The organism is Micromonospora halophytica, from assembly GCF_900090245.1.
Taxonomy (GTDB): Bacteria; Actinomycetota; Actinomycetes; order Mycobacteriales; family Micromonosporaceae; genus Micromonospora; species Micromonospora halophytica.
Genome location: NZ_FMDN01000001.1, coordinates 251,461 through 271,170, shown reverse-complemented (window position 1 = coordinate 271,170; position 19,710 = coordinate 251,461). Strand labels below are relative to the sequence as shown.

Annotated in this window: 18 protein-coding genes; 11 read left to right on the top strand and 7 right to left on the bottom strand. The window is 71.5% G+C overall.

The features are described from left to right. Positions 1-46 precede the first annotated feature (46 nt). From GA0070560_RS01220 to GA0070560_RS01205, 4 genes are all read left to right on the top strand, one after another. Positions 47-973: an ABC transporter permease gene (locus GA0070560_RS01220; RefSeq protein ID WP_091290171.1), complete on the top strand. Its 927-nt coding sequence runs from the start codon at positions 47-49 to the stop codon at positions 971-973. 72 nt (positions 974-1,045) lie between these two features. Beyond that, positions 1,046-2,017: an ABC transporter permease gene (locus GA0070560_RS01215; RefSeq protein WP_091290169.1), complete on the top strand. Its 972-nt coding sequence runs from the start codon at positions 1,046-1,048 to the stop codon at positions 2,015-2,017. 26 nt (positions 2,018-2,043) lie between these two features. After that, a complete protein-coding gene (locus GA0070560_RS01210) occupies positions 2,044-3,072 on the top strand; it encodes an ABC transporter ATP-binding protein (RefSeq protein WP_091290166.1) in 1,029 nt (342 codons plus the stop codon). Beyond that, positions 3,065-4,078, top strand: a complete 1,014-nt coding sequence (locus tag GA0070560_RS01205; RefSeq protein WP_091290164.1) for an ABC transporter ATP-binding protein — start codon at positions 3,065-3,067, stop codon at positions 4,076-4,078. Before GA0070560_RS01210 ends, GA0070560_RS01205 begins: the two co-directional genes overlap by 8 nt. Positions 4,079-4,235: 157 nt before the next feature. Here the strand turns inward: GA0070560_RS01205 and GA0070560_RS01200 are convergent, their stop codons facing one another. Next, a complete protein-coding gene (locus tag GA0070560_RS01200; protein ID WP_091290161.1) occupies positions 4,236-4,580 on the bottom strand; it encodes a chorismate mutase in 345 nt (114 codons plus the stop codon). A gap of 259 nt (positions 4,581-4,839) precedes the next feature. Then, the gene (locus GA0070560_RS01195; RefSeq protein WP_091290158.1) at positions 4,840-6,693 is read right to left on the bottom strand and encodes a bifunctional metallophosphatase/5'-nucleotidase; all 1,854 of its coding nucleotides are present in this window, start codon (positions 6,691-6,693) and stop codon (positions 4,840-4,842) included. A gap of 184 nt (positions 6,694-6,877) precedes the next feature. Between GA0070560_RS01195 and pcrA the strand changes: the two genes are divergently transcribed. Beyond that, positions 6,878-9,319, top strand: a complete 2,442-nt coding sequence (pcrA, locus tag GA0070560_RS01190) for a DNA helicase PcrA (protein WP_091290156.1) — start codon at positions 6,878-6,880, stop codon at positions 9,317-9,319. Between the two features lie 168 nt (positions 9,320-9,487). Here the strand turns inward: pcrA and GA0070560_RS01185 are convergent, their stop codons facing one another. Then, a complete protein-coding gene (locus GA0070560_RS01185) occupies positions 9,488-10,264 on the bottom strand; it encodes a M23 family metallopeptidase (protein WP_091290154.1) in 777 nt (258 codons plus the stop codon). Positions 10,265-10,526: 262 nt separating this feature from the next. After that, on the bottom strand, positions 10,527-11,243 hold the full coding sequence (locus tag GA0070560_RS01180) for a M23 family metallopeptidase (protein WP_091290152.1): 717 nt from the start codon (positions 11,241-11,243) through the stop codon (positions 10,527-10,529). A 384-nt stretch (positions 11,244-11,627) separates the two neighbouring features. Here GA0070560_RS01180 and icmB point away from each other — a divergent pair, with 384 nt between their 5' ends. The 3 genes from icmB (at position 11,628) to sucD (ending at position 14,675) form a co-directional block, all read left to right on the top strand. Then, positions 11,628-12,032: a coenzyme B12-dependent isobutyryl CoA mutase small subunit gene (gene icmB, locus GA0070560_RS01175; RefSeq protein WP_088976008.1), complete on the top strand. Its 405-nt coding sequence runs from the start codon at positions 11,628-11,630 to the stop codon at positions 12,030-12,032. 574 nt (positions 12,033-12,606) lie between these two features. Next, positions 12,607-13,785, top strand: coding sequence for an ADP-forming succinate--CoA ligase subunit beta (gene sucC, locus GA0070560_RS01170; RefSeq protein ID WP_091290150.1), 1,179 nt, complete (start codon positions 12,607-12,609; stop codon positions 13,783-13,785). 2 nt (positions 13,786-13,787) lie between these two features. Next, positions 13,788-14,675, top strand: a complete 888-nt coding sequence (gene sucD, locus GA0070560_RS01165) for a succinate--CoA ligase subunit alpha (RefSeq protein ID WP_091290148.1) — start codon at positions 13,788-13,790, stop codon at positions 14,673-14,675. Positions 14,676-14,722: 47 nt separating this feature from the next. Here sucD and GA0070560_RS01160 read toward each other — a convergent pair whose 3' ends face one another. Continuing rightward, positions 14,723-14,914, bottom strand: coding sequence for a hypothetical protein (locus tag GA0070560_RS01160; protein ID WP_091290146.1), 192 nt, complete (start codon positions 14,912-14,914; stop codon positions 14,723-14,725). Here GA0070560_RS01160 and GA0070560_RS01155 point away from each other — a divergent pair. After that, positions 14,901-16,196 (top strand): cell division protein PerM, encoded by a 1,296-nt coding sequence (locus GA0070560_RS01155; protein ID WP_091290144.1) that lies wholly within the window; start codon positions 14,901-14,903, stop codon positions 16,194-16,196. The genes GA0070560_RS01160 and GA0070560_RS01155 overlap by 14 nt on opposite strands. A gap of 113 nt (positions 16,197-16,309) precedes the next feature. On the opposite strand, the gene GA0070560_RS01150 is transcribed toward GA0070560_RS01155, so the two are convergent. Both GA0070560_RS01150 and GA0070560_RS01145 read right to left on the bottom strand, forming a co-directional pair. Further along, positions 16,310-16,918: a DUF4190 domain-containing protein gene (locus GA0070560_RS01150; protein WP_091290141.1), complete on the bottom strand. Its 609-nt coding sequence runs from the start codon at positions 16,916-16,918 to the stop codon at positions 16,310-16,312. Between the two features lie 24 nt (positions 16,919-16,942). Next, the gene (locus GA0070560_RS01145) at positions 16,943-17,248 is read right to left on the bottom strand and encodes a CD225/dispanin family protein (RefSeq protein ID WP_091290140.1); all 306 of its coding nucleotides are present in this window, start codon (positions 17,246-17,248) and stop codon (positions 16,943-16,945) included. A 185-nt stretch (positions 17,249-17,433) separates the two neighbouring features. Here GA0070560_RS01145 and purN point away from each other — a divergent pair, with 185 nt between their 5' ends. Further along, positions 17,434-18,054, top strand: coding sequence for a phosphoribosylglycinamide formyltransferase (gene purN, locus GA0070560_RS01140; RefSeq protein ID WP_091290137.1), 621 nt, complete (start codon positions 17,434-17,436; stop codon positions 18,052-18,054). Further along, positions 18,051-19,622, top strand: coding sequence for a bifunctional phosphoribosylaminoimidazolecarboxamide formyltransferase/IMP cyclohydrolase (purH, locus tag GA0070560_RS01135; RefSeq protein ID WP_091290135.1), 1,572 nt, complete (start codon positions 18,051-18,053; stop codon positions 19,620-19,622). The genes purN and purH overlap by 4 nt, the downstream gene beginning before the upstream one ends. Positions 19,623-19,710 lie beyond the last annotated feature (88 nt).

Sequence of the window (19,710 nt, the reverse complement as noted above, 5' to 3'; positions counted from 1 at the left end):
ATCCGTGTCGGCCGTCCGACGCGCCCCCTGTCTGGAGGACCACCCCATGGGCCGTTATCTGTTGAGACGGCTGCTCCAACTCGTGCCGGTCTTCATCGGGACGACATTGATGATCTACTCGCTCGTCTGGGCGGTTCCGGGAGACCCGTTCGCCGGCAAGTGCGGTGACCGTGCCTGCCCGGAGAACTACGTAGCCGCGATGACCGAGAAGTACCACCTGGACGAGCCGTTCTTCGTGCAGTACGCCATCTACATGAAGAACCTCTTCATGGGGGACTTCGGTTCGACCTGGTCCGGCCGCTCCGTGAACGACATCATCGCGACGTCGTACCCCAACACGTTGAAGCTGGCCGCGGTCGCCCTGCTCATCGAGGCCGTCATCGGCCTCACCGCCGGTGTGCTCACCGGTCTGCGGCGTAACGGCTTCCTGGACAACCTGGTCCTGATCAGCACCCTGTTCCTCATCGCGCTGCCGGTCTTCGTCGTCGGCTTCGTGCTCCAGTGGCTCTTCGGCGTGCAGTGGGAGATCGTCAAGCCGACGGTGTCCAGTGAGATGCGCTTCACAGAACTGATTCTCCCGGGCTTCGTGCTCGGCAGCGCGTCGATGGCGTACGTCGCCCGGGTGGCGCGCACCAGCATCGCGGAGAACCGTCGCGCCGACTACGTGCGCACCGCGATCGCCAAGGGCCTGCCCATGCGCCGGGTGGTCGGCATCCACCTGCTGCGCAACTCCCTGATCCCGGTGGTGACCCTGCTCGGCACCGACCTCGGTGCCCTGATGGGCGGCGCGATCATCACCGAGGGCATCTTCGGCGTCAACGGCATCGGCCGCCAGGTCCTCCGGGCGATCGTCACCAAGGAGAGCGCTACGGTTGTCTCGATCGTCGTGGTCCTGGTGCTCGTCTACCTGCTGATGAACCTGCTGGTCGACCTGCTCTACGCCGCTCTGGACCCGAGGATTCGCTATGAGTGAGCGAAGCGAACGAATGATCATTTCCGCGTGCGCGGGGACCCCTGCCCGTGCCGACCGTAGCGAGGTGCAGGCATGAGTGACCCGAGTGCCGCTTCCGTCGTCAGCACCCCCCGACCGGAGAACCCGACCGAGATGGCGCCGGCGACCCCGGGCCAGCCGGAGGCGAGCAAGGAGAAGCCCCGCGGCCTGCTCGGCGACGCCTGGCGGGACCTGCGGCGCAAGCCGCTGTTCTGGATCTCCGCCACGTTCATCCTGATCTTCGTGGTGATGGCGGTCTTCCCGTCGCTCTTCACCTCCAGTGACCCGTACAACGGCTCGCTGTCCCGCAGCCGGGTGGAGCCCTCGGGCGACGCCTGGTTCGGCTACGACGTGCAGGGTCGTGACGTGTTCGCCCGGGTGATCCACGGCGCCAACGCGTCGATCGTGGTGTCGCTGCTCTCGGTGACCGGCGTCATGCTGATCGGCGGGACGATGGGCATCATCGCCGGCTACCGGGGCGGCTGGGTCGACGCCCTGCTCTCCCGGATCGCCGACATCTTCTTCGGCCTGCCCTTCGTGCTCGGCGCCATCGTCATCCTGACCACCTTCAACGGTGCCGGCAGCGACAACAGCGCATGGGAGATCAAGGGCCTGGTCATCGCGTCCCTGGTCCTGCTGGGCTGGCCGGTGGTCATGCGGCTGATGCGCTCCTCGGTGCTGGCCAACAAGGAGGCCGACTACATCGTCGCGGCGCGGGCCATGGGCGCCAGCACCAGCCGGATCATCATCAAGCACCTGCTGCCGAACTGCCTGGCGCCGCTGCTGGTGTACGGCACGATCATGGTCGGCTCGTTCATCGGCGCGGAGGCCACGCTCTCCTTCCTGGGCATCGGCCTGAAGAGCCCGGTGGTCTCGTGGGGAATCATGATCAACGAAGCGCAGAACTACCTGCGGCCGTCGCCGTTCCTGCTCTTCTTCCCCTCCGCGTTCCTCGTCACCGCCGTGCTGAGCTTCGTCATGCTCGGTGAGGCTGTCCGCGAGGCCCTCGACCCGAAGCTCCGATAGGGGAGACTGAGTTGTCCGACATTCTCGTGTCCGAGCAGTCCGCGCCGGGCGCCGACGGATCCGGCCGCCCCTCCGGCCGGCTGCTCGAGGTCGACGACCTGCGGGTGGAGTTCCGCACCCGGGACGGCGTCGCCAAGGTCATCAACGGGGTCACGTACCACGTCGACGCGGGGGAGACCCTCGCCGTGCTCGGCGAATCCGGCTCCGGCAAGAGCGTCACCGCGCAGACCATCATGGGCATCCTCGACATGCCGCCCGGCTTCGTCACCGGCGGCCAGGTCCGCTTCCACGGCAAGGACATGCTCAAGATGTCCGCCGAGGAGCGCCGCCGCATCCGTGGCGAGGGCATCGCGATGATCTTCCAGGACTCGCTCTCCGCGCTGAACCCGGTCTTCACCGTCGGGTTCCAGATCGCCGAGCAGTTCCGGATCCGTCGCGGCATGAGCCGCGCGGACGCCAAGAAGCGCGCGATCGAGATGCTCGACCAGGTCAAGATCCCGAACGCCAAGGGTCGGTTCAACAACTTCCCGCACCAGTTCTCCGGTGGCATGCGGCAGCGCGCGATGATCGCGATGTCGCTGGCCCTCGACCCGGAGGTGCTGATCGCGGACGAGCCGACCACCGCGCTGGACGTGACCGTGCAGGCCCAGATCATGGACCTGCTCGGCGAGCTCCAGCGGGAGCGGCGGATGGGCATGATCCTGATCACCCACGACCTCGGCGTGGTCGCCGACGTCGCGGACCGGATCGCGGTCATGTACGCCGGCCGGATCGTCGAGGAAGCCGATGTCTACGACCTGTACGCCAAGCCGGCGCACCCGTACACCCTCGGCCTGCTCGACTCGATCCCGCGACTGGACGAGAAGGGGCAGCAGCTCCGCACCATCAAGGGCCTCCCGCCGAACCTGATGAACATCCCGCCGGGCTGCCCGTTCAACCCGCGCTGCGCCATGGCGCAGCCGGTGTGCCGCGAGAAGCTCCCCCCGTTGCTGCAGATCGGCGCCGGTCGGGCCAGCGCCTGCCACTTCGCCGAGGAGCTGGTGAACCGTGACTGAGAACATCCTCGAGGTACGTGACCTGGTCAAGCACTACCCGGTGACCCGGGGTGTGGTGTTCAAGAAGACCATCGGTCACGTCAAGGCCGTCGACGGCGTCTCCTTCGACCTGAAGGCCGGCGAGACGCTGGGCGTGGTGGGCGAGTCGGGTTGCGGCAAGTCGACGTTGAGCCGGGTTCTGATGAACCTGGAGAAGCCGACCGCCGGCTCCGTGGCCTTCAAGGGCCAGGACATCTCCAAGCTGTCCGGCGGCGCGCTGCGCCGGCTGCGTCGCCAGATCCAGCTGGTCATGCAGGACCCGTACACCTCGCTCAACCCGCGGATGACGGTCGGTGACCTGGTCGGCGAGCCGTTCGAGATCCACTCGGAGGTGGCGCCGAAGGGCAGCCGCCGGGACAAGGTCAAGGAACTGCTCGACCTGGTCGGCCTCAACCCGGAGCACATCAACCGGTACCCGCACCAGTTCTCCGGCGGCCAGCGGCAGCGCATCGGCATCGCCCGGGCGCTCGCCCTGCGGCCCGAGGTCATCATCTGCGACGAGCCGGTCTCGGCCCTGGACGTGTCGATCCAGGCGCAGGTGATGAACCTGCTGGAGAAGCTCCAGCGCGAGTTCGGCCTGTCGTACGTCTTCATCGCCCACGACCTGTCGGTGGTGCGGCACCTCTCCGACCGGGTCGCGGTGATGTACCTCGGCAAGATCGTCGAGATCGGCACCGAGGACGAGATCTACGAGCGGCCGACCCACCCGTACACCCAGGCGCTGCTGTCGGCGGTGCCGGTGCCGGACCCGACGCTGCGGGAGAACAAGACGATCATCCGGCTCAGCGGTGACGTCCCCTCCCCGATCAGCCCGCCCTCGGGCTGCCGGTTCCGGACCCGGTGCTGGAAGGCGCAGGACATCTGCGCCGAGCAGCCGCCGCTGCTGGAGATCCGGCAGGGCTCGGACCACCCGAGCGCCTGCCACTTCGCGGAGAAGCGGGAGATCGTCGCCACCCACGAGGTGTGATCCGACCGAACCGCCTGCCGGCCTCCGTGTGAGGCCGGCAGGCGGTTCGTCGTTTCCGGGGCCACGCCGACCCGGCGGGGCGGTCAGGACCTTCAGGGGTACGCCGTGCCACGGCGGGCCGGGCGTCCCGCCCGGCTGCCGGTGGCACGACCAGTCGTCACAGCGGCCCGCGGCCGGCCCGCAGCAGCAGCAGGGCGAGCTGGGTGCCGTCCGCGCCGAGCGCGTGCCGGAAGCGTTCCAGGATCTCCCGCTCCCGGGAGAGCACGAGGCGGGTGCCGCCGGAGGCCATCCGGGTGGTGCCGACCTCCCGGGACAGCTCGGCGCGTTCCTGCCAGAGCGCGATCATCGTCCGGTCGATCTCGTCGATGCGCTCCCGGATGGCGGCGATCCGCGCTGCCGCCCCCGGCTCGTCGGTGCCGAAGCGGGCCGTGGTGTCGCCGCCGGCCCCGCCCGCCCGTGCGCCCGTCGTCTCGCCGCTCTGTTCCGCCACGTCTGTCATCATCGGTCGTACCTTCCTGACGTCGTGCCCGGTGTCGGGATCCCGGAACGGAGAAAGCCCCGGGCTCCAGGAGCCCGGGGCTTTCTCGTAGGTCTGTCGATCAGGCGCGACCCACGGCTGCCGGACTCCCGGTGCCGTAGTAAAAGAAGATGCGCTGACCGAACACGGGTCGAGTATGCCGACCGCCGGGGCGGCCGCGCAAGGAAACCGCCAACACGTGGGACGTGGCACGGCCCTGGTGCCCGGGCCGTGCCACGTCCGCTCAGCCCAGCCGGGTGATCCGGTCGGCCGGACCCGGCGCCACCGGCACGCCGGCGCCCAGGTACGCGATCAGCGCGTCCACGTCGAAGCCGGGAGCGGTGGTGCGACCGGTGCCCGCCTTCAGTTCGGTGAACCCGTCCCCGCCGTTGGCGAGGAAGTCGTTCGTGGTGACCCGGTAGCTGGTCGCCGGGTCGACCGGGACGCCGTCCAGCGCCAGCGCGCTGACCCGGGAGCCAACCGGGGCGGTGGTGTCGTAGGAGTAGGTCAGCCCGGCGGAGGGCTGGAGGATCCGCTGGGTGGTCTGCCCGTTGAAGCCGACGAACTGCTGCTCCAGCACGTTCCTGAGCTGCGCGCCGGTCAGCGTCTGGGTGACCACGAGGTTGTTGAACGGCTGGGTGGTGAACGCCTCGCCGTACGTCACCTCGCCCGGGGCCTCGCCCCCGGCCGACGCCGCGTACGACAGGGAGGCCCGGACCCCGCCCGGGTTCATCAGCGCGAGCTGCGCCCCGTCGCCCCTGGTGTACGCGAGCTGCGCGTCGGCGATCACGTCACCGAGTGGGCTCTCCCCGTTCGGGCGGGCGTCGCGGACGATGTCCGCGCTGATCCTGCCGACCACCCGGTTGGCGATCGGGGCGACCGCCGCCCGGTACTTGTCGGCCAGCGCCTTCGCGCCCGGGTCGACCAGGTCCGGGTTGCGGGCGTAGACGCCGGGGGCGCTCTGCTGCCAGGTGCCGTCGGCGTTGCGGACGCCGTTCTCCACGATCACGTTCTTCGCGGTGATGCTGGTGAACCGGCCGGTGCGTCGGTCCAGCGAGTAGTCGATGTCGGTGATCAGCTGGCCGTTGCTGCCGGCGCTGGTGACCACGCTCTGCGCGCCGGAGGAGTTCGGCAGCGAGCAGGAGTAGAAGCGGTGGGTGTGCCCGGAGACCACGACGCCGAACTCGGGCCGCAGGCCGCGCACGATGTCCACGATGGGGCCGGAGAAGTTGGCGCAGTCGGAGACGCCCGGGGCGCTCGGCGGCGGGCTCTGGGCCCCGCCCTCGTGCACCAGCAGCACCATCGCCTTGACGCCGAAGAGCTTCAGCAGCCCGCCCCACCGGTTGGCGGTCTGGACCTCGTCGGTGAAGGTGACGTCGGAGATGCCGGCCGGGTTGACGATGCCCGGCGTGCCCTCCAGGGTGACGCCGACGAAGCCGACCGGCACGCCGCCGACGAAGCGGACGTCGACCGGCGGCAGGATCGGCAGCTTGGTCTTCTTGCTGATGGTGTTGGCGGCCAGGTAGGTGAATCCGGCGCCGGCGAACCCGTCGCCGTCGGCGCAGCCGTCGACCGGGTGGCAGCCGCCCTTGTTGATCCGGATCAGCTCGTCGACGCCCTCGTCGAACTCGTGGTTGCCGACCGAGCTGATGTCCAGCCCGACCTCGTCCATCAGCTCGATCGTCGGCTCGTCGTGGAAGGCGGCGCTGACCAGCGGGGTGCCGCCGATCAGGTCGCCGGCGCCGACGGTGGTGGTGCCCCGTCCCTCGGCCTTCGCCTCGGCGCGCAGCTTCCTCAGCCAGGTGGCGAGGTACTCCACGCCGCCGGCCGGGGTGCCGTTGACCGCGGCGCCGCTGCCACCGGGCGGGTCGATGGCGCCGTGGAAGTCGTTGTAGCTGAGGAACTGGCCCTTGATCTCACCGCCGCGGGGCGCGGCGTAGGAGACGGCGACCGGGACGAGACCGGCGGTGTCGTCGGTGGCGGCCGGTTGCGGTCCGGGCCGTCCGGTGGCGGGCAGGCTGGCCACGACGGCCAGCGCGAGGGCCGGCGCGGCGAGGTGACGCAGCAGGGCCCGACCGCGCGAGCGCGGTTGACTCATGGTTGTTCTCCCAGGTCGTGTACGGGGGAGTAATCGGGGGTTTCCGCGTCATCGTCCCGGGTCGGGCACGAACGCGCCAGGGGCGACACCGTGACGGGTTCGTCTCAGTCCGCCGCGTGACGGTGCCGCGGCGGGGCGTGCGCGGGCGGGAAGTGTCCGGCCGGCGGCATAGACTCGCCGTGCGATGCATCCTCTCTTCGACATCCCCGTGTCCCCGCCCGCGCCCGTGCCGGCCCGGACCCCGCCGCGCCGGCCGGGTTCCGCCGTCGCGCACCTCGATCCGCAGCAGCTCGTCGAGGGGTTGAACGGCCCCCAGCGGGACGCGGTCACCCACGCCGGCTCACCGTTGCTGATCGTGGCCGGCGCCGGCTCCGGCAAGACCCGGGTGCTCACCCACCGGATCGCCTACCTGCTCGCGGCGCGGGACGTGCATCCGGGCGAGATCATCGCGATCACCTTCACCAACAAGGCCGCGGGGGAGATGAAGGAGCGGGTGGCCAACCTGGTCGGCCCGCGCGCCCGGCTGATGTGGGTCTCCACCTTCCACTCCGCCTGCGTACGCATCCTGCGCGCCGAGCACGAGCACGCCGGGCTCAAGTCCACCTTCTCCATCTACGACGCGGACGACTCCCGCCGGCTGATGCAGATGGTCGCCCGGGAGCTGGACCTCGACCCGAAGCGCTACCCGGCGCGGGGGCTGGCCGCCCAGGTCTCCAACCTGAAGAACGAGCTGGTCGACCCGGAGGAGTTCGCCGGCCGGGCCAAGGGTCCCAACGAGCGGGCTCTCGCCGAGGCGTACACGCTCTACCAGCGGCGGCTGCGCGAGGCGCACGCGCTGGACTTCGACGACCTGATCATGACGACGGTCCACCTGCTCCAGTCGCACCCGCACGTCGCGGAGAGCTACCGCCGCCGGTTCCGGCACGTGCTGGTCGACGAGTACCAGGACACCAACCACGCCCAGTACGTGCTGATCAAGGAGCTGGTCTCCGGCACCGAGGGGATCGAGCCGGCGGAGCTCTGCGTGGTCGGTGACGCCGACCAGTCGATCTACGCGTTCCGTGGCGCGACGATCCGCAACATCCTGGAGTTCGAGCGGGACTTCACCGACGCCCGGACGATCCTGCTGGAGCAGAACTACCGGTCCACCCAGACCATCCTCAACGCGGCCAACGCGGTGATCGACCGGAACACCTCCCGCAAGCCGAAGCGGCTGTGGAGCGACGCGGGCGCGGGTGAGCTGATCGTCGGCTACGTCGCCGACACCGAGCACGCCGAGGCGGACTGGGTGGCCCGGGAGATCGACCGGCTGGTCGACTCCGGCGACACTCGCCCCGGCGACGTCGCCGTCTTCTACCGCACCAACGCCCAGTCCCGGGTCTTCGAAGAGGTCTTCATCCGGGTCGGCCTGCCGTACAAGGTGGTCGGCGGGGTGCGCTTCTACGAGCGCAAGGAGGTCCGCGACGCGCTGGCCTACCTGCGGGCGGTGGTCAACGACGACGACACGGTGAGCCTGCGCCGGATCCTGAACACGCCCCGCCGGGGCATCGGCGAGCGGGCCGAGGCCTGCGTGGAGGCGCTCTCCAGCCGGGACCGCATCTCCTTCGGCGCCGCGCTGCGCCGGGCGAAGGACGCGCCGGGCATCTCCACCCGGGCGGCCAACGGCATCGCCGAGTTCGTCGCGCTGCTCGACGGCGCCCGGGAGCTGGCCGCGACCGGGACGCCGGAGGAGGTGCTGGAGGCGTTGCTCACCCGCTCCGGCTACCTCACCGAGCTGGAGGAGAGCCTCGACCCGCAGGACGCCGGCCGGGTGGACAACCTCCAGGAGCTGGTCAGCGTCGCCCGGGAGTACACCGAGCGGATCGAGGCGACCGCCGAGGAGGGGGAGCGGGCCACGGTGGCCGGCTTCCTGGAGCAGGTGGCGCTGGTCGCCGACGCCGACCAGATCCCCTCGCAGCCCGGCTCGGCATCTGACGGCGCCGAGGCAGACGACGCCGCGCCGCATCAGGGCGTGGTCACCCTCATGACGCTGCACACCGCCAAGGGCCTGGAGTTCCCGGTGGTCTTCCTGACCGGCCTGGAGGACGGTGTCTTCCCGCACCTGCGCTCGCTCGGCGACACCCGCGAGCTGGAGGAGGAGCGCCGGCTGGCGTACGTCGGCATCACCCGGGCCCGGCAGCGGCTGCACCTGTCCCGGGCGGTCACCCGCTCGGCCTGGGGGCAGCCGGCCTACAACCCGCCGTCGCGGTTCCTGGAGGAGTTGCCGCCGGAGCTGGTCCGCTGGGAGCGCACCGAGGGGTCGTACACCTCGTGGGCCGGCGGGGGTGGCGGCGTCGGCGGCCGCGCGGACCGCGCGCCCGGCGGGCGTGGCGGCTTCACCGGGGGTACGCCGAAGGCGGCGCAGCTCGCCAAGCGGCTCGGGGTGGACGCCAGCCGGCTGGCCACCGCCAGCGAGCTGCCGCAGGGTCCGAAGGTCGCGGTCGGCGACCGGGTCAACCACCAGCGCTACGGGCTGGGCCGGGTGCTGGCCGTGGAGGGGCACGGCCCGGGCGCGCGGGCGCAGATCGACTTCGGTGAGCAGACCATGTGGCTGGTGCTCCGGCACGCCCCGATCGACAAGCTCTGAACGACGCGAGGGCCCGGCTCCGGTGAACGGCCGGGCCGGGCCCTTGGCGTGCGTCCATGGCGGACCGGTCCTCGTGGGTCCGGGCGCCGGTCGACGTGCCGGGAAGCCGTGGTGCCGGTTTGGGACCGGCGGGCACGGCCGGGCGGGGCGGCGCTCCGCCGTTCGGGCTCAGCAGCCCACGGCGACGCCCCGGGCACGCAGGAACGGCCCCGGGTCGATCTGGTTCCACATCTGGCCCTGGTGCACCTCGAAGTGCAGGTGCGGGCCGGTGGAGTCGCCGGTGGAGCCCTCCAGGCCGATGGTCTCCCCGGCGCCCACCTTGTCGCCCACGCCCACCTTTGCGGTGCTCAGGTGGGCGTAGTGGGTCAGGTAGCCGTTGCCGTGGTTGACCACGACGGAGATGCCGTACCCGTCGCCGATGTCACCGGCCTTCTCGACGGTGCCGCCGAAGGCGGCGCGGACCGGGGTGCCGGCGGGCATCGCGAAGTCGATGCCGGCGTGCAGGGTGCCCCAGCGTGGGCCGTAGCAGGAGGTGATGTCGGCGCCCTTCATCGGGAGGACCCAGGACGGCTTCGGCTTCGGCGTGGCGGTCCGCTTCGGCGTGGGCTTCGGGGTGGCCTTCCTCGTGGGCTTCGGCGTCGGGCTGGCGCTCGGGCTCGCCGTGGTCGGGCTCGCGGTGGCCGACGGGCTGGCCGGGGTGATCGGCATCCGGTCGGAGCGGTCGGCCCGGGCGTCGGCTTCGGCACGGGCCTGGGCGTCGAGCGCGACGGCGGTCGGGGCGGGCCGGTCGTCGGAGTCGAGCGCGACGGCCGAGGCGCCGGCGAGACCGAGGCCGACCAGGGCGACCGCGCCGACGACGAGGGCGCGTCCACCGCGGCGCCGCCGCCGGTGCCGCGCCGGGGCGGCCGCGATCTTCTCGTTGCGGGTGTTGTTGTCTTCCTGCACGTCGGACCTTCACACACTCGGGGGCGGGACCTGCCCATCCTGGGTGTAGGTCGGGTCGGCGGTGGGTACCGGTACCGGTGGGTGACCGGAGCGGGTGGCCGCGTCTCGCGGCCTTCGTGCCGCTCTGGCGGGTCTTGTGCGGCTTTGTGATCTTGCGGCACGGTGACGTCGGTCACACTGGCTGGTGTGACCCAGCAGACTTACGGGCACGAAAAACCGCCCGGATCGAACGATCCGGGCGGTCAACGGGTGATACGCAGCGTCAGGAAGCCGCTACCTCGCTGTAATATGCCTCGACTTGCAGCTTGATGTCCACTCCGCGCTCCTGGAGCCAGGGCACCGGGTCCAGCGGCTCGCCCTTGACATGGATCTCCAGGTGCAGGTGGGAGCCGTAGGAGTGGCCGGTGTTGCCCACCAGGCCGAGCTGGTCGCCCGCCTTGACCTGCTGACCCTCCCGCACGCTCACCGAGGAGGAGTGGCCGTAGATGGCCTCGCTGCCGTCGGCGTGCTGGACGATCACCGCGTAGCCGTACCCGCCGAACCAGCCGGCCTTGGTCACGGTGCCGGAGTGGATGGCGACGTACGGGGTGCCCTCCGGCGCGACCAGGTCGATGCCGGTGTGCAGCTTGCCCCAGCGCATCCCGTACGGGGAGTTGAAGTCGTAGCCCTGCAGGGGGAGCAGCCACGGGTCCTGCTCGGTGGCGCTGACCTGGGAGTCCCGGGCGGTGTCCCGGGAGGCGCGGTCGGCGGCGTCGGCGCGGGCCGCCGCGTCCTGGCTGGTGATCGAAGCCTGCTTCAGCTCGTCGAGGACCGACGGGCTGACCGTCTTGCTGTCGGGGAGGGCGTTCGCGCCGAGCGCGACGATCCCTGCTCCCACGAATGCGGTGGTGACGACCGCGGCGTAGCGGCTCCGCGGGGGGGTGGGTACGCGGCGGCGGCCGCGATATCTATCGGGCTCAGACGACAGGCGCTGGCGCACGCATACCCTCCGTTGTCGGGGATCCGATGCCACCTCCGGCCGTCCGGCGGGTTCCGTCGAACGTCCGTTGGTCGCGTCGTCACCCGTCCGTAGACCTGATGACAACCGTGGACACGGTAGCCCTCCACCGCTCCCGTCACAAGCGGAAGCGCCGAACCGGTGAGTCTTTCTGTCCCTTTCCGTCCACCATTGTCATAGCTCCAGCCGCCGTACGGCTGTCCCGCTAACTGCCCGTTCGTCGCGGACAGTGACCGATCGGCGGAGGCGTCCGGCTTCCCGACGGAGCCTGTGGACGATAGGGGTGCGGCCCGGATTTCCCGCCCTGGCCCCGTCGGTTACCGTTCGTTCAGTGTTGGCCGCGAAGCCCGTGAAAGGTGTGCGCTGATGAGCTCTCGTATCCGGGTCGTCGTCGCGAAGCCGGGGCTGGACGGCCACGACCGCGGCGCCAAGGTCGTTGCGCGCGCCCTCCGCGACGCCGGCATGGAGGTCATCTACACCGGTCTGCACCAGACGCCGGAGCAGATCGTGGAGACCGCCATCCAGGAGGACGCCGACGCGGTCGGCCTCTCCGTGCTCTCCGGGGCGCACATGACCCTCTTTCGTCGGGTGCTGGAACTGCTCGCCGAGCGGGACGCCCGGGACATCGTCGTCTTCGGCGGCGGCATCATCCCGGACGCCGACATCCCCGAGCTGGAGCAGCTCGGCGTGGCGAAGATCTTCACCCCGGGCGCGACCACCCAGTCGATCGTCGAGTGGGTCCGGGGGAACGTCGCCCAGTCCGTCGCCTGACGGCTGCGCCGCACGCCTCCGCCGCGCCGACCGGCGGCCCTGTCGAGGACCTGACCGACTCCGCTTCCGATGCCGGCGGTGTCCCGGGAACGGGACACCGCCGATCTTGTGGATCCGGGGCGGACCGCTGACGGAAGGGATCCGGGGCGGGCCGTCTGACGGGAGGCGGAGCCGGAATCCGGGCAGGGGGAAGGGCCGGACGCACCCCTCACACGCCCGGCCCTTCTATGCACGATGCCCCGCCGCCACCCCTCGACCGACAGGGCATCGGCCGCTCCCGTCGCCGCGCTCGATCAGCGCTCCGACATCAGACTCAACGACGCCCCCACCAGGGGGTTACGCCACATTCTCGGGATCTTCCCGGGCCGAACGGGCGGGGTCGCTCCCACCGGCGGGTCGCCTGCGGCGCGCTGTGTATTACCGCACACCACGCACCCGCTCGGTTGCCGCTGGTGCCTGTCTCGCTAGGCTGCGGCGACAGCCTGTTTTAACTGATGACAGGCATCGAAGGAGTTTCCACAACGCTGGTGGCGGCGCGACGGCGCGCCGCGGAGACGGGACGGGACGCGCAATCGTGGACCTGTACGAGTACCAGGGGCGGGACCTGTTCGAGCGGCACGGCTTGCCCGTGCTCGCCGGCGGCGTCGCCACTACCCCGGAGGAGGCCCGCGCGATCGCCGAACGCCTCGGCGGTCGGGTGGTCGTCAAGGCGCAGGTGAAGGTCGGCGGCCGAGGCAAGGCCGGTGGCGTCAAGCTGGCCGAGGGCGCGGAGGAGACGGTGGCCCGCGCCACCGACATCCTCGGCATGGACATCAAGGGTCACACCGTCCACAAGGTCATGATCACCGTGACCGCGGACGTGGCCGAGGAATACTACTTCTCGTACCTGCTCGACCGGGCGAACCGCACCTTCCTCTGCATCGCCAGCGTCGCCGGCGGCATGGACATCGAGCAGGTCGCCGTCGAAACCCCGGACAAGGTCGTCAAGGCCCCGATCGACGCCGTCGAGGGCGTCGACGAGGCCAAGGCCCGGGAGATCGTCGAGGCCGCCGGCTTCCCGGCCGAGGTCGCCGACCAGGTCGTCGAGGTCGCCGTGGGTCTGTGGAAGGCGTTCGTCGCCGAGGACGCCACGCTGGTCGAGGTGAACCCGCTGGCCAAGACCGGCGAGGGCAAGCTGCTGCTGCTCGACGCCAAGATCACCCTCGACGAGAACGCCGGCTTCCGGCACCCGGACCACGAGGCCCTGGTCGACCAGGCCACCGTGGACCCGCTGGAGCAGGCCGCCAAGGAGAAGGACCTCAACTACGTCAAGCTCGACGGCGAGGTCGGCATCATCGGCAACGGGGCGGGCCTGGTCATGTCGACGCTCGACGTGGTCGCGTACGCGGGCGAGCGGCACGGCGGCGTCAAGCCGGCCAACTTCCTCGACATCGGCGGCGGCGCGAGCGCCGAGGTGATGGCGAACGGCCTGGAGATCGTGCTCTCCGACCCGTCGGTGAAGAGCGTCTTCGTCAACGTCTTCGGCGGCATCACCGCATGCGACGCCGTCGCCAACGGCATCGTCCAGGCGCTGGCCCTGCTGGAGCAGCGCGGCGAGAAGGCCACCAAGCCGCTCGTCGTCCGTCTCGACGGCAACAACGCCGAGGCCGGTCGGGCGATCCTCGACGGCGCGAACAACCCGCTGATCCAGCGGGTCGACACCATGGACGGCGCGGCCGAGAAGGCCGCCGAGCTGGCGGCTGCGGGGGTCTGATCATGGCTATCTGGCTGACCAAGGAGTCGAAGGTCATCGTCCAGGGGATGACCGGTTCCGAGGGTTCGAAGCACACCCGGCGGATGCTCGCCGCGGGTACCAACGTCGTCGGTGGCGTCAACCCGCGCAAGGCCGGCACGACCGTCGACTTCGACGGCGCCGAACTGCCGGTCTTCGCCTCCGTCGCGGACGCGATGAAGGAGACCGGGGCCGACGTCACCGTCATCTTCGTGCCGCCGCAGTTCACCAGGGGTGCGGTGGTCGAGGCGATCGACGCCGAGATCCCACTGGCCGTGGTGATCACCGAGGGCGTGCCGGTGCACGACACCGCCGCGTTCTGGGCGTACAACGTGAGCAAGGGTTCCAAGACCCGGATCATCGGCCCGAACTGCCCCGGCATCGCCTCGCCGGGCGCGTCCAACGCCGGCATCATCCCGGCCGACATCACCGGCACCGGCCGGATCGGCCTGGTCAGCAAGAGCGGCACGCTGACCTACCAGATGATGTACGAGCTGCGGGACATCGGCTTCTCGACCTGCGTGGGCATCGGCGGTGACCCGATCATCGGGACCACCCACATCGACGCCCTCGCCGCGTTCGAGGCCGACCCGGAGACCGACGCCATCGTGATGATCGGCGAGATCGGCGGCGACGCCGAGGAGCGGGCCGCGGAGTTCATCAAGGCCAACGTCACCAAGCCGGTGGTCGGCTACATCGCCGGCTTCACCGCGCCCCCCGGCAAGACCATGGGGCACGCCGGCGCGATCATCTCCGGCTCGGCGGGCACCGCCGAGGCGAAGAAGGAGGCGCTGGAGGCCGTCGGCGTCAAGGTCGGCAAGACTCCGACCGAGACCGCCAAACTGATGCGGGAGCTGATGTCCGGCCGCTGAGCGGACGGTGCAACACCGAGGGGGCCGACCGGCGACGGTCGGCCCCCTCAGTTGTCGTCCCGGAGCGGGTACGTCCCGCTGGCCCGCCGGATCGTGGTGCCGATGATGTTGAACACGCCGAAGGCGATGACCGGGACGCCGGGAACCGGTGGATCGGGGAACTCGCCGGCACCGGGCGGCCCTGCCGGGCAGCCGTCGCCCGCGCGGCGTGCCAGAGTAGACCCGATGTCCTCGGTCACCCCTGATCAGCCACGCCGTCCCGCCGCCGGCGTCCGCGCCGACGCCCGCCCGCCCGGCCGGCCGGCGTCGGGTTTCCGGGTGCCCGCCCCCCGCCGGTCCGAGTCGTCCCGGAGCCGCGCGCCGCTCGCCGTCGCCGCCGTGTTCGCCGCCGGCTGGGCGGCGCTCACGTCGTACCTGCCGGTCGCCCTGGTGCTGGGACTGGCCCAGCTCAGCGAGGACGCCGCCGCCGTGACCGGCGTGCTGCGCGCCGGGCTGGCCGGCTGGCTGCTCGGCCACGGCGTCCCGTTGCGCACCGAGGCCGGCCCGCTCGGTCTCGTCCCGCTGGCGCTCACCGCGCTGATCATCTGGCGGCTGACCCGGGCGGGTGTGCACACCAGCCGGGCCATGGGCGCGCGCGGGGGGCGCTCGCCCCGGCAGGCGCTCATCGCCGCGGTCGCGGTCGGCACCGGGTACGCGTTGCTCGGCGTCCTCGCCGCGGTGCTGGTCGGCACGGGTGGGCTGAGCGTCTCCCCGGTCCGCGCCGGGCTCACGTACGCGGTCTTCGGCACGCTGGCCGCGCTGGTCGGGTCGGTACGCACCACCGGTGTCGCCGGCCTGCTCGCCGAGCGCGCCCCGGCGGTGGTGCGCGACGGCGTGCGCACCGGGCTGGTGGCCGGGCTGCTGCTGTTCGGGGCGGGTGCCGGGGCGGCCGGGCTGGCGGTGGCGACCGGCGGGGGTGATGCCGCCGACATGATCGGGGCGTACCGGACCGGAGTGGCCGGGCAGGCCGGGATCACCCTGGTCAGCCTCGCGTACGCACCCAACGCCACGGTCTGGTCGACCGCCTACCTGCTCGGCCCCGGGTTCGCCGTCGGCACCGGCACGGCGATCCGCACCAGCGAGGTGACGGTGGGCGCGCTGCCGGCCGTACCCCTGCTCGCCGGCCTGCCCAGCGGCCCGGTCGACGGGTTCGGGGCAGCGCTGCTCGCGGTGCCGGTGCTGGCCGGGATGGCGGCGGGCTGGCTGCTCTCCCGCCGGCTGCTGCGGCCGGCGCCCGACGATCGGACCGAGCCCGGCTGGCCGGCGCTGCTCGGGCCGGCGGCGCTCGCCGGGCCGGTGGTCGGCCTGCTCGCCGGCCTCGCCGCCGCGGCCTCCGGCGGTCCGCTCGGCGGCGGCCGGCTGGCCGAGATCGGGCCGGTGCCCTGGCAGGTGGGGATGGTGGCCACCGCGGTGGTGGCGGTCGGCGCGCTGCTCGGGGCGGCGGCCGGCAAGGTCCTGGCCGGCGCGGCGTCGCGTCCCTGACCCTGATCCACGCCCCTGACCTGCGCCCGGGCGGCCTGGTCTGCGTCCGGGCCTGTGCCGGAAGGCGGAAGGGGCGCCCCGGTGGACCGGGACGCCCCTTCCGCTCTCGCGCGTCAGGGCTGCGTCGGCAGAGCGACGTTGGCCACGACGTTGAGGATGATCAGCAGGATGCCCAGCCCGATGGCGACCACACCGCAGATCAGGCCGGCCTTGGCCTGCCCGCCGTTGCTGGCCAGCCCCTGGTCGGCCTTCTGCTTGCCCAGCCATCCGGTGATCGTGGCGGCGATGCCCAGGGGGAGGCCCAGGAAGAAGCAGCAGAGCATCGGGATCGCGGCGATGCCGAGGATCATCGACACCAGGCCCAGGGTGTTCTGCTGGCCCCCCGGCTGCTGGTACCCGGCGTTCGGGTAGGTCGGCAGGCCGTAGGGCTGCTGCTGACCGTACGGGTCCTGGTACGGCTGCCCGTAGGGCTGCCCGGAGGTCGGCGCGTACGGGTCCCCCGAAACCGGCTGGCCGTACGGCTGGCCCGAGGTGGGCTGCTGGCCGTACGGGGCCTGCGGTGCGGCGTACGGGTCGTGGGGCTGCTGCCCGTACGGCGCCTGCGGCGGCTGGGCGTACGGGTCCGGCTGCTGCCCGTACGGCTGACCCGGGCCGGGCTGGCCGTACGGGTCGTGCGAGGGCTGCTGGCCGTACGGGTCCTGACCGGGATGTCCGGGCTGCATGCGAAGCTCCTCAGTCGCTGATCGTCAGTAGCTGCTCGTGTCGGCGGTGCCGCCCACCACGCCGGCCAGGCCACCGGCGAGGCAGCACACCAGGATGATGGCGAGCCAGACGCAACCGATGATGATGGCCCACTTCGACCACTTCTTCGACTCGGCGGCGGCCGCCTGCGCGCCCGCGTAGTCGCCCTGCTGGAGCAGCGGGTTGACCTTCGAGGCGTTGATGATGGCGGGGATGGCCAGCGGCCAGAAGAAGAAGATGGCGACGATGGACATCGTCATGTTGTTGTTGATCGGCTCAGGCTGGGCGGGGTTCGGGTAACCGGGCTGCATTGGTCTTCGTGCTCCTCGTTCGTCGGCACGGTGACCGTGCCTGATCATTTCTGAAGGGTGCGGTGGCGGCGTGCGCTTAGCCACCGGGCGACGGGCAGCGTATCGCGAACGTGCGACGTGCGTGATCACCCGAATCGCCGCTGCCCGATCGCTGGGCGTTCCGACCTGCCCGATAGGGTGACCCGGTGACCGAGCCTGCGTCCGTCGCCCGCCTCGTCGTCCTCGTCTCCGGATCCGGCAGCAACCTCCAGGCGCTGCTGGATGCCGCCGCCGACCCCGCGTACGGGGCGCAGGTGGTCGCCGTCGGCGCCGACCGGGACGGGATCGCCGGCCTGGACCGGGCCGTCGCCGCCGGGGTGCCGACCTTCGTCGACCGGGTGAAGGACCATCCGACCCGCGAGGACTGGGACAAGGCGCTGACCGCGCACGTCGCGGAGCACCGGCCGGACCTGGTCATCTCGGCGGGTTTCCTGAAGCTGGTCGGGCCGCACTTCCTCGCCGCCTTCGGCGACCGCTACCTGAACACGCACAACACCCTGCTGCCGGCGTTCCCCGGTATTCACGGCCCCCGCGACGCGCTCGCCTACGGCGTCAAGATCACCGGGGCCACGCTCTTCTTCGTCGACGCCGGGATGGACACCGGGCCGATCGTCGCGCAGGTCGCCGTGCCGGTGCGCGAGGACGACGACGAGGAGACGCTCACCGAGCGCATCAAGGAAGCCGAGCGCCGCCAGCTCGTCGAGCAGGTCGGCCGCCTGGTTCGTGAAGGTTGGACGATCACCGGAAGAAAGGTCACCGTTCCGTGAGTGCCACTCAGGACGCGCGTCGCCCGATCAGGCGCGCGCTGGTCAGCGTCTACGACAAGAGCGGCCTGGTCGACCTGGCCCGGGCGCTGCACGACGCCGGGGTGGAGATCGTCTCGACCGGCAGCACCGCGTCGATGATCTCCGGCGCGGGTGTGCCGGTGACCCCGGTGGAGCAGGTGACCGGCTTCCCGGAGATCCTCGACGGCCGGGTGAAGACCCTGCACCCGAAGATCCACGGTGGCCTCCTCGCCGACCTGCGCAAGGACTCCCACGCCGCCCAGCTCGACGAGCACGGCATCGCCGGGATCGACCTGCTGGTCTCCAATCTGTACCCGTTCCAGGCCACCGTCGCCTCCGGCGCGAGCCAGGACGAGTGCGTCGAGCAGATCGACATCGGTGGGCCGGCCATGGTCCGGGCCGCCGCCAAGAACCACGACTCGGTCGCGGTGGTGACCGACCCGGCGGCGTACCCGGCGCTGTTGGCCGCGCTCGCCGAGGGCGGTTTCACCCTGGCCCAGCGCCGGGCGCTGGCCGCCCGCGCCTTCGCCGACATCGCCGACTACGACGTGGCCGTCGCGGAGTGGTTCGCCACCACCCTCGCGCCGGCCGAGGACGGCTGGCCGGAGTTCGCCGGGCTGGCCCTGCGCCGCCAGGCGGTGCTGCGCTACGGCGAGAACCCGCACCAGGGCGCCGCCGTGTACGCCGATCCGTCCAGCCCGCCCGGCCTGGCCCAGGCCGAGCAGCTGCACGGCAAGGAGATGTCCTACAACAACTACGTCGACGCGGACGCCGCCTGGCGGGCCGCGAACGACTTCCCCGACGAGCCGGCGGTGGCGATCATCAAGCACGCCAACCCGTGCGGCATCGCGGTCGGCGTGGACGTCGCCGAGGCGCACCGCAGGGCCCACGAGTGCGACCCGGTGTCGGCGTTCGGCGGCGTGATCGCGGTCAACCGCCCCGTCTCCGTCGAGATGGCCCGGCAGGTCGCCGAGATCTTCACCGAGGTCGTGGTGGCGCCCGGCTACGACGACGGCGCGGTGGAGATCCTCCAGGGCAAGAAGAACATCCGGTTGCTGCGTGCCCCGGCCTTCGCCCCGCTGCCAACCGAGTGGCGGCAGGTCACCGGCGGCGTGCTGGTGCAGACCCGCGACAAGATCGACGCTGCCGGCGACGACCCGGCCAACTGGCGGCTCGCCACCGGCGAGGCGGCCGACGAGGCGACCCTGCGCGACCTCGTGCTGGCCTGGCGGGCGGTGCGCGCGGTGAAGAGCAACGCCATCCTGCTCGCCAAGGACGGCGCCTCCGTCGGCGTCGGCATGGGCCAGGTCAACCGGGTCGACTCGGCGCAGCTCGCGGTGAGCCGGGCCGGTGCGGAGCGGGCCCGGGGCTCGGTCTGCGCGTCGGACGCGTTCTTCCCGTTCGCCGACGGGCCGAAGATCCTCATCGAGGCCGGGGTCAAGGCGATCGTGCAGCCCGGTGGGTCCATCCGCGACGAGGAGGTCGTCGCGGCCTGCAAGGGGGCCGGCGTCACGATGTACCTGACCGGCACCCGCCACTTCTTCCACTGACCTGTTCGGCCGAGGCCCCGTCCCCGCCCCGGGGGACGGGGCCTCGCCGTTCCCGCCCGGTGTCGTCGACCGGCTGTCGCCACGGCAC

Bases quoted from the DNA above. Each gene is read 5' to 3' on its own strand.
- GA0070560_RS01220 (WP_091290171.1), top strand. From the start codon at position 47: ATGGGCCGTTATCTGTTGAGACGGCTGCTCCAACTCGTGCCGGTCTTC.
- GA0070560_RS01215 (WP_091290169.1), top strand. From the start codon at position 1,046: ATGAGTGACCCGAGTGCCGCTTCCGTCGTCAGCACCCCCCGACCGGAG.
- GA0070560_RS01200 (WP_091290161.1), bottom strand. From the start codon at position 4,580: ATGATGACAGACGTGGCGGAACAGAGCGGCGAGACGACGGGCGCACGG.
- GA0070560_RS01195 (WP_091290158.1), bottom strand. From the start codon at position 6,693: ATGAGTCAACCGCGCTCGCGCGGTCGGGCCCTGCTGCGTCACCTCGCC.
- pcrA (WP_091290156.1), top strand. From the start codon at position 6,878: ATGCATCCTCTCTTCGACATCCCCGTGTCCCCGCCCGCGCCCGTGCCG.
- icmB (WP_088976008.1), top strand. From the start codon at position 11,628: ATGAGCTCTCGTATCCGGGTCGTCGTCGCGAAGCCGGGGCTGGACGGC.
- sucD (WP_091290148.1), top strand. From the start codon at position 13,788: ATGGCTATCTGGCTGACCAAGGAGTCGAAGGTCATCGTCCAGGGGATG.
- GA0070560_RS01155 (WP_091290144.1), top strand. From the start codon at position 14,901: ATGTCCTCGGTCACCCCTGATCAGCCACGCCGTCCCGCCGCCGGCGTC.
- GA0070560_RS01150 (WP_091290141.1), bottom strand. From the start codon at position 16,918: ATGCAGCCCGGACATCCCGGTCAGGACCCGTACGGCCAGCAGCCCTCG.
- GA0070560_RS01145 (WP_091290140.1), bottom strand. From the start codon at position 17,248: ATGCAGCCCGGTTACCCGAACCCCGCCCAGCCTGAGCCGATCAACAAC.